The 15,957-nt window shown below is 37.6% G+C and carries 12 protein-coding genes and 2 pseudogenes; 7 read left to right on the top strand and 7 right to left on the bottom strand.

The features are described from left to right. Nucleotides 1–18: 18 nt before the first annotated feature. Together CIK86_RS02915 and CIK86_RS02910 are read left to right on the top strand one after the other, a co-directional pair. The gene (locus CIK86_RS02915) at nucleotides 19–1,221 is read left to right on the top strand and encodes an aromatic amino acid transport family protein (RefSeq protein WP_086998497.1); all 1,203 of its coding nucleotides are present in this window, start codon (nucleotides 19–21) and stop codon (nucleotides 1,219–1,221) included. A gap of 194 nt (nucleotides 1,222–1,415) precedes the next feature. Further along, nucleotides 1,416–1,781, top strand: a complete 366-nt coding sequence (locus CIK86_RS02910) for a hypothetical protein (protein WP_041454510.1) — start codon at nucleotides 1,416–1,418, stop codon at nucleotides 1,779–1,781. 63 nt (nucleotides 1,782–1,844) lie between these two features. Here CIK86_RS02910 and CIK86_RS02905 read toward each other — a convergent pair. The 3 genes and pseudogenes from CIK86_RS02905 to CIK86_RS02895 all read right to left on the bottom strand — a co-directional run. Continuing rightward, nucleotides 1,845–2,153 (bottom strand): annotated as a pseudogene (locus CIK86_RS02905) (TonB-dependent receptor); the annotation flags it as partial. 326 nt (nucleotides 2,154–2,479) lie between these two features. Continuing rightward, nucleotides 2,480–3,400 carry a glyoxylate/hydroxypyruvate reductase A gene (locus tag CIK86_RS02900; RefSeq protein ID WP_086998500.1) on the bottom strand — a complete coding sequence of 307 codons (921 nt, stop codon included), beginning with the start codon at nucleotides 3,398–3,400 and terminating at the stop codon, nucleotides 2,480–2,482. Nucleotides 3,401–3,450: 50 nt separating this feature from the next. Beyond that, nucleotides 3,451–4,869, bottom strand: a complete 1,419-nt coding sequence (locus tag CIK86_RS02895) for an MATE family efflux transporter (RefSeq protein WP_086998503.1) — start codon at nucleotides 4,867–4,869, stop codon at nucleotides 3,451–3,453. 242 nt (nucleotides 4,870–5,111) lie between these two features. Between CIK86_RS02895 and CIK86_RS02890 the strand changes: the two genes are divergently transcribed. Next, the gene (locus tag CIK86_RS02890) at nucleotides 5,112–5,765 is read left to right on the top strand and encodes an OmpW family outer membrane protein (RefSeq protein ID WP_086998506.1); all 654 of its coding nucleotides are present in this window, start codon (nucleotides 5,112–5,114) and stop codon (nucleotides 5,763–5,765) included. A 94-nt stretch (nucleotides 5,766–5,859) separates the two neighbouring features. On the opposite strand, the gene CIK86_RS02885 is transcribed toward CIK86_RS02890, so the two are convergent. From CIK86_RS02885 to bcsE, 4 genes are all read right to left on the bottom strand, one after another. Further along, nucleotides 5,860–6,396 carry a thioesterase family protein gene (locus CIK86_RS02885; RefSeq protein WP_011328813.1) on the bottom strand — a complete coding sequence of 179 codons (537 nt, stop codon included), beginning with the start codon at nucleotides 6,394–6,396 and terminating at the stop codon, nucleotides 5,860–5,862. Between the two features lie 128 nt (nucleotides 6,397–6,524). Next, a complete protein-coding gene (gene tyrR, locus CIK86_RS02880) occupies nucleotides 6,525–8,081 on the bottom strand; it encodes a transcriptional regulator TyrR (protein ID WP_011328814.1) in 1,557 nt (518 codons plus the stop codon). Between the two features lie 129 nt (nucleotides 8,082–8,210). Continuing rightward, nucleotides 8,211–9,788, bottom strand: coding sequence for a cellulose biosynthesis protein BcsG (bcsG, locus tag CIK86_RS02875; RefSeq protein WP_086998510.1), 1,578 nt, complete (start codon nucleotides 9,786–9,788; stop codon nucleotides 8,211–8,213). A gap of 176 nt (nucleotides 9,789–9,964) precedes the next feature. Further along, nucleotides 9,965–11,581 (bottom strand): cellulose biosynthesis protein BcsE, encoded by a 1,617-nt coding sequence (bcsE, locus tag CIK86_RS02870; protein WP_086998513.1) that lies wholly within the window; start codon nucleotides 11,579–11,581, stop codon nucleotides 9,965–9,967. Between the two features lie 119 nt (nucleotides 11,582–11,700). Between bcsE and bcsR the strand changes: the two genes are divergently transcribed. The 4 genes and pseudogenes from bcsR to CIK86_RS02850 all read left to right on the top strand — a co-directional run. Continuing rightward, a complete protein-coding gene (gene bcsR / locus CIK86_RS02865; RefSeq protein WP_086998516.1) occupies nucleotides 11,701–11,886 on the top strand; it encodes a BcsR/BcsP family cellulose biosynthesis protein in 186 nt (61 codons plus the stop codon). A 17-nt stretch (nucleotides 11,887–11,903) separates the two neighbouring features. Beyond that, nucleotides 11,904–12,617, top strand: a complete 714-nt coding sequence (gene bcsQ, locus CIK86_RS02860; RefSeq protein ID WP_086998519.1) for a cellulose biosynthesis protein BcsQ — start codon at nucleotides 11,904–11,906, stop codon at nucleotides 12,615–12,617. Between the two features lie 2 nt (nucleotides 12,618–12,619). After that, the gene (gene bcsA, locus CIK86_RS02855; RefSeq protein ID WP_086998522.1) at nucleotides 12,620–15,283 is read left to right on the top strand and encodes a UDP-forming cellulose synthase catalytic subunit; all 2,664 of its coding nucleotides are present in this window, start codon (nucleotides 12,620–12,622) and stop codon (nucleotides 15,281–15,283) included. Then, nucleotides 15,276–15,926 (top strand): annotated as a pseudogene (locus CIK86_RS02850) (cellulose biosynthesis cyclic di-GMP-binding regulatory protein BcsB); the annotation flags it as partial. The gene bcsA and the pseudogene CIK86_RS02850, both read left to right, overlap by 8 nt. Nucleotides 15,927–15,957 lie beyond the last annotated feature (31 nt).

Genomic DNA, 15,957 nt, shown 5'->3' with positions numbered 1-15,957 from the left:
ATTGATCAGGATCATTAAGTGCTTAAAAATAAAACAATAGGTAGCATGTTAATTGTTGCAGGTACTACCATAGGTGCAGGTATGCTGGCCTTACCAATTGCATCAGCCGGACTAGGGTTTAGTACTGCGCTGACATTAATTGTCGGTTGTTGGTTATTAATGACCTACACTGCACTGCTAATGCTTGAGCTCCATCAATATGCTCCTCGCGATGCGACGCTAAATACCTTAGCTAAACTTTGGCTTGGCAAACGCGGGCAATATGTAGCTAACTTTTCGGTGATATTTTTATTTTACGCTTTGTGTGCAGCTTATATTGCTGGTGGTGGCGCACAACTTCAAGATCGCATAAACACGGGGTTTAACGTGAGTATTGCACCGCAACTGGCCTCTGTTTTACTGGCGGTTTTAATTGCTGGTGTCGTAACTCTGGGTACCAGTAAGGTCGATAAATTTAATAGAGTGCTGTTTTCAATAAAAATAGTGGTACTTGCCAGCCTGTTTTATATGTTAACGCCTTATGTACATGGCCAACATTTACTTGAAATGCCAGTAGAGCAAGGCTTAATACTCTCGGCTATTCCGGTGGTATTTACCTCATTTGGTTTTCATGGCTCTATTCCTTCAATTGTTAAATACGTAGGATTAGAAATAAAAACACTGCGTAAAGTAATGATAGCGGGTGCAACGCTACCGTTAGGTATTTATATTTTTTGGCAAATATTAAGCCAGGGTATTATGAATCAAAATGATTTGCTCAATAGCCAAGGTTTAAGTGGCTTTGTACAAAGCATGGCGAGCATAGCGCACAACCCAAACGTTGCCACTGCCGTTAAGTTATTTGCTGATCTTGCATTGGCCACTTCATTTTTGGGTGTAAGTTTAGGCTTGTTTGACTTTTTTGCCGACACTTTCAAAAAAACAGATACAAAAGCGGATCGAATTAAAACGGCATTAATTACCTTTATACCTCCTCTTGGTTTTGCCATATTTTATCCGCAAGGGTTTATTATGGCGCTTGGCTACGCAGCGATTGCCTTGGTTATTTTGGCCGTTTTTTTACCTGTAGCTATGGTTTATAAGCAACGTAAAAGTACACAGAACACAGGTTATAAAGTACGCAGCGGTAATATTGGCTTAGCCATTGCAGCATTATGCGGTTTAACTATTATTAGTGCCCAAGGCTTACAAATGGCCGGATTAATACCCGCAATAGGCTAATTCGAATAACCCCCGAGCTCAATGCTCGGGGCTCAATAAACCGTAGTTACACCAAGTATTGAGCCAATTTAAACAGCTTAGGGCAATCACTTTTATCCATTAATTTAAAATTTAATCGTTTTGTTACGGGTATGTTCATTTTCGTTACTTATAATAGTGTTAAATATTATTTTATATCGATGGAAAAATTACACATGAATAAATTAGCAGGTTTAGCATTATTAGGCACTTTACTTACATTAACCGCGTGTGAAGATGCCAAAGAGATCAAAGAAGACGCTAAAGACACCGGTGCTCAAGTGCAGCAAGAGCTAGATAAAGCGTGGACTAAAGTAAAAGAAACCACTCACGAAATTAAACATGACGAGTCGCTAAATCAGTTATTACAGCAAAGTAAAGCAATGGGTTTAGATATGTACGATGACGGCAAAGAAGTTGCTGTTGATGCGTGGATAAAAAGTAAAGAAACGGCAGGCGAGCTAACCGAAAAAACCAAACAAAAAGCACGTGAAATTGCCGAAGAAATTGAGCAAGCACGTAAAGATCTAAACAAAGATTAATTTTGCCCTACTAATATTAAAAAAGGTAAGCCGCGGCTTACCTTTTTTGTTTAAATGCGTTAGCTAAATTAGTTTACAGCTCGAAGTCTTTTTGAACTTTAAACCAAATTCACTGCGGTCATTACTACGCATAACGCCAACAAAACCAGTTTGTTGTAGGCGTCCTACATCGTACACTTCGTTTAATACGTTTTCACCATATAGCGTTACTTCCATATCGCCGTACGGGTTAGTGTAAGAAATATTAAAGCCAACTAACTCACGAGAATCAATTGTTTCGCTATAGTTAAATACTGACTGACCTTGCATTTCACTGCGGTACGAGTAGTTTGCATTAAAAGCCAGAGTGCCACCGTTATTTAAATCCATAAAACAGCATACTGAGGACTTAAATTAGATAACTAATTAAGGAGATAATTTTAGTGCTTATAGCAAAAAACCTATGCTAGGTTTGATAAAAACTCAGCATAGGTTTTGTTTTAATAGAGTATTAGCGCAAGCTCGCAAGCATTTGCTTGGTTAAACCATGCCGATACTCCTAAAATTATAATAGATATAACCACTAAACTTAATTTAACGCCGCCCTGATTAGACTTCATAGTATTCTCGATATTATTTTTATTAGTAAGAATAAGTTTCATACAATAATAAAAATTACACCTGTTAACAAGATGTTTATCAAATCATTTTCTTTGTGGCTAATAGCCTTTGGTTCTATCAACCCGGTTTTTAAGTGGTGTGCCATTAGTTAAGCATTGAATACTCACTTCAATTTGTTCAATAACGCAGTTAACATCTGATAATGCAGCGCAATGTGGTGTTATGGTTATTTTAGGATGCAGCCAATATGGATGCTCACTTGGCAATGGCTCTTGATCGAATGCATCAAGCGTGGCGGCGCGTAAACTGTCACTATTAAGTGCCTGTAATAAATCAGCTTCTATTACGTGCTGGCCGCGTGCCGCATTTACTAATACTGCATGGGCGGGTAATTTAGCCAATAAATCTTTGTTAATAATTCCGGCCGTGTTTTCGGTCAGCGGTAATAAGCACACTAAATAATCTGTATTAGGCAGCATTTCGTTTAGCCCATGTTCTCCATAATACATGGTCACGTTATTCACGTCTTTATGGCTTTGTGCCCACGCGTTCACGCTAAATCCATTATCAACGAGTCTTTGCGCACAAGCTCTGCCTAATTGACCAAAGCCTAAAATAGCCACTTTGTTGTGACTTAATACCCGATTTGGTTTCCATTGCGTTGCGGCTTGTTTTTGATAATATTCTTTTAATTGTAGTTTTTGCGCCAATACGTGAGTAAGTACATACTCGGCCATATCTACTTCTAATTGGGAGTCAACAATACGCACTACTTCAACATGCTCTGGCAGCAAATCTAAATCAATGCTATCAACCCCAGCACCAAACGACGACACCACTTTTAAATTAGGTAATTGTGCCCATAGTTCTTTTGGTGCATACCAGGCTAATACAAACTCAACTTTACTGAAATCTTCACACTGTGAATATTGCTCAATGTGTATATTAGGTAAGCGTGCTTGTAACTGCGACACCAGCTTAGAATTATCACGATCCCCTATAGCAACCAAAACAGACATAGTTATTCCTTATAAAATTAATTATACGGCAGCAAACCCCACCGCAATGTTTAGTGACTGCCTTCTTCGATGAAAGCTTCTTGGCTAATTTTAGCTATGTCTCTGTCTTCTTTGGTTAAAATAGTTTTTTGCCACGAACCTTGAGCAAACCACGCATAGGTAATAAGCGCAATAACTACGTTGGTAATGGCAAATGAATACCAAATACCGTGATCTCCTAATTGCGTATGTTTAGATAAAATATACGCCGCAGGAAACTGTACAACCCCCTGTGATAACAGGGCAACTAACATAGCATTAAGCATATTGCCTGATGCCCTAAAAGCAGCCACGACACAAAGTTGTACACCAATTCCCCCCCAAGTTAAACACATTATGCGAATAAATTTTGCGCCTTTAGCGATTACAGCCCCATCATCGGGAATAAAAAATGCAACTAAATGCTCGGCAAAATAATAGGCTACCCCTCCCACAAACGACAGGCCTAGTAAGCCCCATAAACTAGCAAGCTGAGTTATTTGCGCAGCGCGTTTGGGGTTTCCTGCGCCCATATTTTGCCCCACTAATGTAGACACAGCCATCGACAAACCCATTGCTGGGATCATCACCATTTGTAAAACATTGGAGCCAACACCGTAAGATGCAATCGTTTGCGTGCCAAAACTTGCCACTAAAAAAGACATGATAATTAAACCAAAAGCACGAGCCGACAATTCAATTGAACCCGGAGCGCCTAAAAAGAAGGCTTGTTTTATATATTGCCAATCGGGGTAAAAGCTTTTTAGCTGTAATTGAATACCATGACGGCCGCGTAAAAATATAATTACCCCAGCAAGTGCAGCTAAGCTCTGCGTTACTAAAGTTGCCAGTGCAGCTCCCATTACCCCTAAGCCTTGAAAACTGCCATAGCCAAAAATAAATAACGGATCGAGTACAAAATTAAGCAACACGGTCACGCTCACAATAATTAGCGGTACTTTTGTTTGGCCAATACCACGCATTAACGATTGGAACATGGCATAAATAAATACAAAAATAACCCCAATAAACGATACATGCATAAACTTAAGTGCATCGCCATAAACAGCGTCTTCTACCCCTAAAAGGGTTAAAAAATAAGGCGATAGCATATAACCTATGCCCCCCAGCACTATGGCTGTTAGCGTCACCATTAACATAGTTTGCGCGGCAACATGATTTACTTTGTCTTGCTGCCCTGCTCCCATATATTGCGCCGATAAAATAGCCCCCGCCATCGCCAACCCTGCACCTATGGCAATGACTAAAAAAGTAACAGGCATACTAATAGACACAGCAGCAACTTGCGCAGCCCCTAAACGCCCCACCCAAAAAGCGTCAGTGAGTTGATACGCCGACTGTAAAACATTGATTAAAATTATAGGAATACCTAACTTAAGCAGCGCTTTAGAAATTGAACCATGAAGAAACAGCTGCTGGGTAGTGTTCATTTAACCTGCTTAATATTGAAAGGGAGACATAAAGATAAGTTTAACAAACTTGGCTGATTTTATTCTGAATATTACCTAAATAAGTCAATAGCTTTTGTTATGTACTGTGGAGAAACTTAATCTAAATCAATAAATGATTTTGCTAACTTCAAACATTTCTGAAACCTTGATCTAAAACAAGTTATTGTTTGTGTTAATGAATAATAATAGCGGCAATCACAAAGTAGTTCTTGGAGAACAACATGAAAACTAAATTAAGCATTGCATTACTCACCTCTTTATTAGCACTCTCTCCTGCTGCACACGCTAACTTTAGCGTAAACGTGGGTGCTATAAACGTAAACCCTGATAGTACTAGCTCACCAATTAACGAAAATTCTGCCCTAGGACTTAATCCGGGTTCAGATACTCAGTTAGGTATTACTGTTGATTATGCTTTTAATGAGCAATGGGTGTTAGAGTTAATTGCAGCTACACCGTTTTCACATGATATAAATGGCGCGGGTGGTTTAGCGGGCAATAAAATAGCTAACATTAAACATTTACCTCCTTCGTTAGTAGCGCAATATCACTTTTTAGATTCAAGCTACGCGTTTCGCCCTTTTGTTGGTGTAGGTGTTAACTATACAACTTTCTTTGATGAGCAACCTTCTCAAGCACTAAAAACAGTACTTAGAACAGATGATGTAGAAGTTAAACTTGATGATTCGTTTGGCTTTGTAGCGCAAGTGGGTGCTAACTATAAAATAGATGAAAAATGGGGCCTACACGCTATGGTTTCAATTATGGATATTGAAACTGATGCAACTGTCTATGCCGATGGCGCTCAAGCATTAACGTCAACCGTTAAAATTGACCCAATTGTGGCGATGTTTGGGGTTAAATACAGCTTTTAATAGTAATAAGCATGTGTGTTAAAAAGGCCGTAAGGCCTTTTTTTTCAACTATTGATTATTACTCATAACTAACCAGAGCTCAGGTTAACTATTATTATCGTGGTAAATTAGTTACTTTTTTCTGCTCTAACATTTCTTTCCAGTGCATTACTTCACTTGGTAAAATAGGGGCTACACCTTTAAAGTCAGCTACTTCCAGCATTTCTTCAATGCTAATTATGCCCTTTTTACTTTTAAATACGCCGCGCACATAAGCAATTGCGTGTAAGCCACGCTGAGAGTGAAATTTTTGCTCTATATAAAAGTACTTATGATCCCAGCCCACTAAACGGGTGCTAATTGTATAACGCTGCATAGGTTTTATATCGCGAATATAAGTAATAGCAGTCGCGTTTACAATTGGAAACCAACGACGTTTTAATATGTGCTTTAATAAACCCACCCGCTCTGTCATCCAAGTGCGCGATAAATCCATCATAGCCAAGTAACGTGAATTAGTTAAATGTAAGTTTATATCGCAATCTGTAGGTAGGGCTTTGTAATCAATATCTACCGTATCAAGTAAGTGTTGATAGTCATGGTTACGTTTAATTTTAAAAAACAATAAAATAAGTCGAATGTATAAGTTCACGGCAGAGGTCTTACCAGTTAAAGTTAAATTAAGTGTATCACACGCGTTTAGCCAAAGTTTACTTTATTAAAGTAAATAACTATAAGCTACCCGCGCACGTTTAAGCTTATAGTTATTACTTTGCGTTACTAAACTTTTACTGTTTTACGATTAATACCATAATCACGTAACTTGTTTGCCACCGCGGTGTGGCTTAAACCAAGGCGCTTTGCTAGTTGGCGTGAACTAGGATAAGCAGGATATAGCTTACGTAATAACGTAGCTTCAAAGCGTTTAACTGCTTGATCAAGTGAGCCTTCAAAATCTGATTCTAAATACCCTAAATCATGGGTAAATGTAGGGAGCTGTAAATGCTCAACGCGTAATTCACTGTCATCTAACAAAGACACAGCACGGTAAATTGCGTTTTCTAATTGGCGCACATTACCCGGCCACGGATAATCTTGTAAAAAGCTTAAACACTCTTGTGATAACAACGGCACGTCATGACCATTTTGCTGTGCGTACTTTTGAATAAAGTGCTCAGCAAGCGGCCCCACATCGGCTTTGCGATCTCTCAGTGGTGCTATTTCTAGCGTTAAAACGTTAATACGGTAATATAAGTCTTCCCTAAAAACCCCCTCTTGTACCATAGCAGGTAAGTCTTTTTGAGTGGCAGCAACAATACGTACATTAACTTTTACTTCGTTTTCATCGCCTACTTTTCTAAATGTGCCATCTTGTAAAAAGCGCAGTAACTTGGTTTGTAATTGAGTAGACATTTCGCCCACTTCATCCAAAAATACAGTACCGCCATCGGCTTGTTCAAGTACGCCACGTTTTGGCGCGGCGTTTTCTTCGTAACCGGCATAACCAAATAATTCAGATTCGGCCACATCATCGGGTAGCGAAGCACACGACAAAGCAATAAAAGGCTTAACAGAGCGATTAGAAGCGTAATGACATGCACGTGCGAGCAACTCTTTACCAGTACCGGTTTCGCCAGTAATTAAAATAGGCGCTTCTAACTGCGCCATTTTACGTGCTTCACGCACTACTCGGCGCATTGCAGTGCTAAAGTTATGAATAGTAGCAAAGCTCTCTTGTCCATAGCGTCTAAAAGCACTTACTTGTTGGCCTAAGCGACTTTGCGATTTAATATTTATTACCGCCCCGGCTAGCACATCGCCTTCGTTACTTTGCGGAACGGCAATGGGTAAAATATCCGCAATAAAATCTTCACCTGCCACTTCTACGCGCGTAGTTTGGCCAAGTACTTCTTTACCCTCAAGCCAGCGAGTGAAATTAAAACCTTTAAGTAAGTTATTAATATTGGCACCAATAACTTCTTTTTCTGTTAGTTGTAAATCTTTGCACGCTGCGTCATTACATAAACGCACCCAACCTTTGGCATCTATAGAAATAACGCCATCGGGTAGTGCTCTTAGTAGCGTATTTAATTCGTTATGTTCACGCTCTGAGGGTAAAAATGCCGTGGTGCGTACATCATGCACACCATCAATTAAGCGAATTGATGGCATGATTTTTTGAAACTGCTCAAATTCTATTTCAGGAAAGCTAACATACATACGACAATTAACTGAGTCGACTTCAATCCCTTTTAAATCAACATTATAGTTAACTAAAATATTAAGGATTTCTTGAGCAATACCAACTCGATCCGCACAATGAATATCTAAACGCATACAGCCTCAAATAAGGGGAAACTATTTGCGCTGAATAATACGCTAACTCTGATCAGCTGGATAGTTTAATGTAAACAAATTTGGACATATATGCATTTTTTTTGCTTGAGCTAAATATAAAAAAATAACTCACCCTCGGGGATATAAAGTCCACTCACCGCCATCTAATTGAATATATGGACGTTTATTAACATACATCATTATTGTTCCGGCATTTTCTGCTACTTTTTGCGAAGTGGGTAACTGACTCACTAATTCTGCCATATTATTACTTTTCCCTGCAAAGTAATTACTCTTCATCACCTTAGTTATCAGCTCAGATAGAGCAAAGTAGCTGCTTGTATTTGCCACTGTTATTTGCGACATACGAGGCAAGTCAGGACCTATAAACTTAATTGCCGCTGGCACTGTTACTATTGAAGGGCTTGGTATTTCGCGCAGCCCTGCAAATTGTACTTTGTCGCCTTGCAGTGCAGCGCCATGCTCTGGCACTAACATTAGCATCACGTTGCGGCCGCGTTTTTCTAAGTTTTTAATAAACTGATTAATATCTGAAAATAAATTTTGTTGTCTAACAGGATAACTTTCATCACTATTCATGCGCCTGCTATTAGCCAGTTGATTGCCATCGTGCAAGCTAATCGTATTGTAATACATAGCGCATGGTGCGCAGCTATCGCCTTGCTCTTCAAGCCAACTATTGAGCACTGCCTCGTCTGAATAAATAGGTTTACTGTCAAAGCTATACTGCGCAACAGGTAATGATGTGGTATCAAATAGTGGGCTATTTAGCTTACCTTGTTTTTTCACCAAATCTTTAAAGCCGTCAAAATGGCCATCATGATTCATAACTAAATGACTGTCGTATCCTAGTTTTTCTAGGTTATTAAATAAGTGACATTGCTCTGGCGCATCATCAAATAGTGCTGGTTGGCTTGTTTGCCCACAACTTGCCCGTAGTAACCTAATAGCGGCAGGACCACTGTAGGACGTAGCTGAATTAAAATCAGAAAAAACAATATCAAAATCACTATAAACATCATCTAAACTAACGCCTATAGCGTTTAAGTCTGCAATAGCTAGGGAGCATATATTTAAAACAACAACGTCAAATTGCGTGCCGTTATACTCATCTGGAAAGTAGCTAACTAATTGGCTCTGCTGCTTATAAAAATCATTTAATTGCTGATCTGCTGAATCTAGCTTTTGGGTAACTACAGCAGTATTACTAAACTCTTGCTCTTGATTAGGCGCATTTTGCACCGACACTGCCATATCATTTGGCTTTAACGCCCCCTGGTAACCTATAAAAATTAATCCAGCTATTGTTACTGTAGTAAAGCGGATCCACTGCGAGGTATACCAAAAACAAATAACAATAATAAATAAGCCCAACAGCATATCGTAATTAACTATGCGGCCAAACAACTCAACAAAATAACCTAAACTAAAATCTTGAATATTTCCCGCTTGTTTGTTTAATCTATCAATTGGAGGTAACCATGAATCTTTATAAAGCAATACAATCGCAAACACCGCGCCAATAAAGTGCTTTAACTTATCTACTTGTGAATTACTAAAGGTAAGTGCAAATAAGGCAGCTAAAGCAGCATTACTTAAAAAATCAAATTTTATGGCACCATAATAAAAAAGTACAAACTTTACTAAAAAATAGAGATTCCAAATACCTAAACCCGATAACTTCACGGTTTGTCCTTTTCATTTTTTTTAAATATGTACGGCTCTAAAACTTGGTGTTTAAAAGTGAGCTGTAGATAGTATGTTTTTAATTTAGATAATATAAACGAACCCGCTAGGCACAATATACCACCGAGCAACATTGCCAATAAGGTCGTAATAATAAATTGATTCATACTCATAATTTATATCCTTAGCTTCATTACAATAGGCGTTGCATCTGCGCGCTCTGTAATAACAAGTTCGGGGCTGTCTATATCAATAGCTGAATTATTAATAAAACTTGGGGCAAACTCATAACTGTTGTTTTCAGTTAGCTGCTCAGAATAATCGATAACGCTTTTATCTTTATAAAAACGCCTAAGTTGCTTACATTCTTGTTGAATATAAAAATGCTCCGACATCAGGTTTTGCTGTACAAAAAAGTCACTGATTTCTAACTTAAATAAATGTTTAATCGCATTATCTACATCGTTTTCTCTACACGCGTGTAAATATAAATAAATTGTATTTTCAGCAACACTTAACAAATCCCCTTCGCGCTTTATGTGAAATAAATGCAGCGGATGTATAGGGTCTATTCTTGGTAATAGCTCTAATTTGACTAACACACCACTCACTCCTAAATTAACCGCGGAGTTGCTGTGTATTTCAACCTGGCGAGTAAATTCTATAAAAGGTAAATACCCCTTCGAAAAAGTATTTTCTGTGTACTGCAGTACATGCTCAACAGAAGGCGGTAAGGGTCTGGAGAATTGAAAACCTTGAATTGACTGAATTTGCGATAATAATCGTGACGGCTCAGAAAAACTATATAAAATAAGGTTTACTCCAAGAGTTAAAAATAAACACTCATCTTGATGACGAATAATACCATCTACATTTTGAATTACTAACTTTAGCCAACGACCACAGTGTTTTCTTAATTCAAAACAATGTGTTGCTAGTTGTTTTAGATCAGTATATCGGGTTACCGAAAAAACAAGCGTAGCAGCTTCTATCCTGGGGCCTTTTTTATATAAGTCTTTATTATCACCCACAATGCGATAATGTGCTGGCAACTTAGTCCCCTCAGGAACTGCATTTTGTACAAGCCACACATCGTCTTCATCAAAAAAGTTCTTACTACCGGGCTTTTCTACTTCGTTACCTATAGCTTGCTTTGCTATTAATTTATTGTGTTTAAAAACCAACTGATATTGCTCGTTAGCTAATATACCTGTGCTATGGCGCCAGTAATCATAGTCGATGGTACGTATTGCAGCATCATTATCAATAAAAACACTGCCATCGAATAATTTATTTAAACGCCTGATTAAAAAGCGATACTTAACAACTTCAGGCCCAGAAACTAATAGTAACAAAGTTGCATTAGTGCGCTTAGTAAACTTCGTAAAGTACTCCATCAGCTGTTCAACTTCTGGCTCTTTTATAGACTCTAATTGCATCGTACTTAAATGAATAAACACTAAGGATTCGGTTATTTCTGAGTAAATACTTAGTTCACTGAGCATTTTTTTTACTAACTCTTTAATACCAAAGTCTTTATTTTGTGCGCTAAATGAAAATGAATGCACCTGGTTATTTTCATAAGCTGTAATTAAATTAGTTGAGGAAGGAAGCTCAAAAAAAGATTCAATCTGCGCAGATGCAATAAATATATTGCATGCACAACTTTCGTTAACGCTTTGTAACGCAAATTCGATAACTATATTGTCTTGAGGGGCTAAAACAGCATAGCTTGAGGTTACTTTTAGCTCTTGAGCAAAAGGCGCTAATCCCGATATGTTAAGCTGATGCAATTAAGAACCCTTATTTTAAAATACTTTTTCACTAGTTTTAACCACTATTCTATATATAATAGCTAAATAAAGTCCACTTTAAAAAAATAAAGTCTATTAACAAAGCAGTATAACTATCAATGAGAAGCTTAGCTTTTAAAGAGTCAAAAACGTTAACATCTAATGACATTAAAAACTTATCGCATCGCTTTGGCGGCCAAAGTGACGATTATGTCGAAATAGTTAATCAACAACAAAATATAAAAACAATAAATAAGTATCCTTTATTAAAGGAAATAGACAGTGCAGTTAATACCACAAAATAAATAGGTAGCTTAATAAAGTGCAAAGAGTTTTCATAAAAGGGATAAAAGGCGGTACAGGAGGCACATCTATTGTAGCCAACCTCGCATGCGCACTTAAAAAATCAGATGTTGATGTTATTGCTATCGACTTAGACGCAAAAAGTGATTTAAGCTTACATTTTGGTTTACCTTGGACACAAACTCTTGGTTGGAGTAACGCTGAAACATTTAATGATGCGCTATCAATGTTTCAACAAGATAGTAATGGCATTATATTTCTGCCCTTTGGCGATAATTCAGCCACAACAGATGATGTTATAGATACAGTAAATAGCTGCCAGCAATTAGACTTTGCTCCTGATACATGGATGCTATACGACTGCCCTTCACATATAGATATTACGCATTACAGTTTAAATCACGACGATATTTTTGTTGAGTTAGTAAACTGTGATGCAACTTGCCACAGCTTAATTCACAAGCGCTTACTAGCACTTAAAAAGTCTAAGAATAACTGGAAACACTACTTTTTAGTCAACAAATACAATTCAGCTTCATTACTTGAGTTTGATTTGTTTGCACTGTGGCAAACAACACTGCCGCTAATAGCCCCTTTCTTTATTAACCATGATGAAGTTGTTAAAGAGGCGACTGCTTATCGTAATGTTGCATTTAATTGCGCCCCCTATAGTGTAGCAAATGACGACATTGAAACACTTGCTGGCTGGTTGGTCAGCAAGGCAGCGTTATAGTTATGAGTACCTTAAATAGGCGCCCATTAAATCGTACTTTATATTTATTTTTGCGCCTTTTATTTACAGAAAAGCTAGCTCGCTTCGTGATGTTTAAATTTCATAGTTATTTTAATCAACACAAAATGAATGTAGTAGAAGCGTTTTTATTTCCTTTTATAACGCTTATTAGCTCATTATTTATAAAGTTTAATCCTCATAAATTAACTACTCATAACTCTTTGCGTACATATTACCCGCAGTTAAAGTTACCTTATCGTAGCTTTATTTACTCAAATAGCCTGCGCTTTGTATTACAAAGTTTATTTTTATTGTTTTTTAAATATGAGCCTAAAAATAGCGCTGTAAAAGAGCCTATTACTCATTATTTTCACTCGTCAGTAAACTATACATTTAGACAACTACGCTGGATTGACTTAAAGCTAGGGAAGTTACTAAAAAGTTTATTATCTAAAAGCACTAAAAAAACAAAAAAAAGTGCTTTTAAAACAATGGCAGATGCGAGTATCTGGCAAAATAAACTTATAAAATATATTGCTATTACATTTATATTATTTTTAATGGCTATTTTTATCACTATTCCGTTTAGCTTAGAGGCTCAAGCTGTATTTATTAGTTTTATTTTATTGGTAGCCTATTCACTAAGACGAGTAAAAGGGCAAATGGCGACTATTATCATGATCACCCTATCGGTCACTACCTCCTCGCGCTATTTATGGTGGCGGTACACTGAAACACTAAATTGGGATGATCCTCTCGCTTTATTCCTAGGTTTGGGCTTATTGCTTGCTGAAACCTATGCTTGGCTAGTACTAATTCTTGGTTTTTTCCAAACTATTAACCCGCTTGAGCGTAAACCTATTGCCATGCCTAAAAATACCGACCTATGGCCAACCGTAGACGTTTATATTCCAACCTATAATGAACCTCTGAGCGTAGTGAAACCCACTACACTCGCGGCGATGAGCATTGATTGGCCCGCAGATAAGCTTAATGTATACATATTAGATGATGGCAAACGCCCTGAGTTTGCTCAATTTGCTGAACAAGTTGGCGTAGGCTATTTAACTCGCCCTGATAATAATCATGCCAAAGCGGGTAATATGAATAGTGCGATGCGCTATACAGATGGCGAATACATTGCTATTTTTGATTGCGACCACGTTCCTGCTCGATCATTTTTACAAATGACCATGGGGCAGTTTTTAAAAGATAGTAAGGTATGCTTAGTGCAAACCCCGCATCACTTTTTTTCAGCCGATCCCTTTGAAAGAAATTTAAATAACCACAGTCAAGTCCCTAACGAAAACATGCTGTTTTATGGCCTAATTCAAGATGGAAATGATATGTGGGACGCTACCTTCTTTTGTGGCTCGTGTGCGGTATTAAAACGCCAAGCACTTGATGATATAGGCGGCTTTGCGTTTGAAACCGTAACTGAAGACGCGCACACAGCACTAAGAATGCAGCGCGCAGGTTATAAAACAGCTTATATTAATATTCCACAAGCCGCGGGATTAGCCACCGACAGTTTATCGGCTCATATTGGCCAACGAATTCGTTGGGCACGTGGTATGGCGCAAATATTTCGTCTTGATAACCCGCTATTAGGCAAAGGGTTAAACCTGCCACAACGATTGTGCTATATAAATGCCATGCTACACTTTTTATCTGGGGTTCCTCGCATTGTATTTTTAACCGCTCCTTTAGCACTCATCTATTTCAACGCTTATATTATCTACGCACCATTTTTAGCCATATTTATTTATGTTGTACCCACACTCATTCAAGTAAAAGCGACTAACTCACGTATTCAAGGTAAATACAGGTACTCATTTTGGGGTGAAGTTTACGAAACAGTACTGGCTTGGTATATATTAAAACCCACCACAGTTGCTTTATTTAACCCAAATAAAGGCAAGTTTAATGTAACTGAAAAAGGGGGACTTAATAATAAAGAGCATTATGATTGGGGTATTTCTAAACCCTATATGGTATTACTCGCGATTAACTTATTAGGCATTATTGTGGGTACTTTAAGAGCCTTTTTTGGTGAGCCAAATCAAATTGGAGTGCTAATTATTAGTATGGCATGGGCCACCTATAATATTATTATTTTAGGTGCTGCCGTCGCGGTAGCAGCTGAAGCTCGTCAAGTAAGAAACTCACACCGCGTAAAAGCAAACTTTCCGGCGGGTATTCGTTTAGCGAATGGACATACTTTAAAAGTTAAAATTACCGACTACTCTGATAACGGAGTAGGTATTGAAACCGAGCATGCGCATTTATGCAGGGTTAACGATAAAATAGAGCTATTAATGAGCAGAGGTAATAAGCAGTTTTCGTTTACTACCTATGTAACTAATACTCGGGAGAAGCAATTTGGTCTTACACTCAAAGATCTCAGTATAGAAAAGCAACTGGCGTTTATTCAGTGTACTTTTTCAAGAGCTGATGCTTGGTTAGATTGGCAAAACAATTTTAAACATGATCGCCCATCTTATAGCTTTAAAGAAGTTAAAAAAACAAGTTTGCGAGGGTTTACTAATATATTGTTTCACGCACCAAGACAACTTCAACCTATTATTAAGTTTATGACTAATTTAGTTATTTACGTAAATTCATTCATTCCCAAAAAACCGATAGTGCAGAATAATTATGATTAAAATGTTGCTTAATACACTCACCCTACTTCTGTTTACTAGTACGGCGTGGCACGTTATTGCTATCGAACCTATGTCAAATAAATCACTTTTTGCAAATGGTTACCCCGAAAGTGCAGCCGTATCGGGCTTAAAACTTGATTTTAATGCTTTAGGTTTTACTAACTATAAACTAGATGGAGTAAACAATAATTCTCGCGTCGATTTTACCAACAGTATAGATAAACTAAGCAAAAACTTAATGCTTAACTTTTCTTATACTAACTCGCCATCATTGCTTGCTAATGTTTCACACTTAAAAGTATATTTTAATGAAAACTTAGTCACAGTATTACCTGTTAATAAACAGCTTAGTACCGTTGAAAACTTAATTACGCATAACATTCAACTCAATTCAAAATACATACAAGACTTTAATCAAATTCGTTTTGAGTTAGTGGGCTATTACGACTTGACCTGTCATGATTACCATAATCGCTCTATTTGGGTTGAAATAAGTAAATCAAGCAATATTACTCTTGATCAGACTGAGCTGGCTATTGATAGTCGTTTAGAGTATTTACCTGAACCCTTTTTTGATAGTAAAGATTTTAGTAAATTAAACCTGCCATTTATATTTGCTACAACGCCAAACAAAGAAGCCCTAAATTCGGATAATAAGTGCAATTTCTCAGATT

Source organism: Pseudoalteromonas sp. JB197, from assembly GCF_002332205.1.
In the GTDB taxonomy this organism is placed as follows: Bacteria; Pseudomonadota; Gammaproteobacteria; order Enterobacterales; family Alteromonadaceae; genus Pseudoalteromonas; species Pseudoalteromonas nigrifaciens.
Note: the sequence above shows the minus strand (reverse complement) of the source record. Positions and strands in the feature narration are given on the sequence as shown.

What these genes read in the sequence shown, in the direction of transcription:
- CIK86_RS02910 (WP_041454510.1), top strand. Translation starts at nt 1,416, where the DNA reads ATGAATAAATTAGCAGGTTTAGCATTATTAGGCACTTTACTTACATTA.
- CIK86_RS02900 (WP_086998500.1), bottom strand. Translation starts at nt 3,400, where the DNA reads ATGTCTGTTTTGGTTGCTATAGGGGATCGTGATAATTCTAAGCTGGTG.
- CIK86_RS02895 (WP_086998503.1), bottom strand. Translation starts at nt 4,869, where the DNA reads ATGAACACTACCCAGCAGCTGTTTCTTCATGGTTCAATTTCTAAAGCG.
- CIK86_RS02890 (WP_086998506.1), top strand. Translation starts at nt 5,112, where the DNA reads ATGAAAACTAAATTAAGCATTGCATTACTCACCTCTTTATTAGCACTC.
- tyrR (WP_011328814.1), bottom strand. Translation starts at nt 8,081, where the DNA reads ATGCGTTTAGATATTCATTGTGCGGATCGAGTTGGTATTGCTCAAGAA.
- bcsR (WP_086998516.1), top strand. Translation starts at nt 11,701, where the DNA reads ATGAGAAGCTTAGCTTTTAAAGAGTCAAAAACGTTAACATCTAATGAC.
- bcsA (WP_086998522.1), top strand. Translation starts at nt 12,620, where the DNA reads ATGAGTACCTTAAATAGGCGCCCATTAAATCGTACTTTATATTTATTT.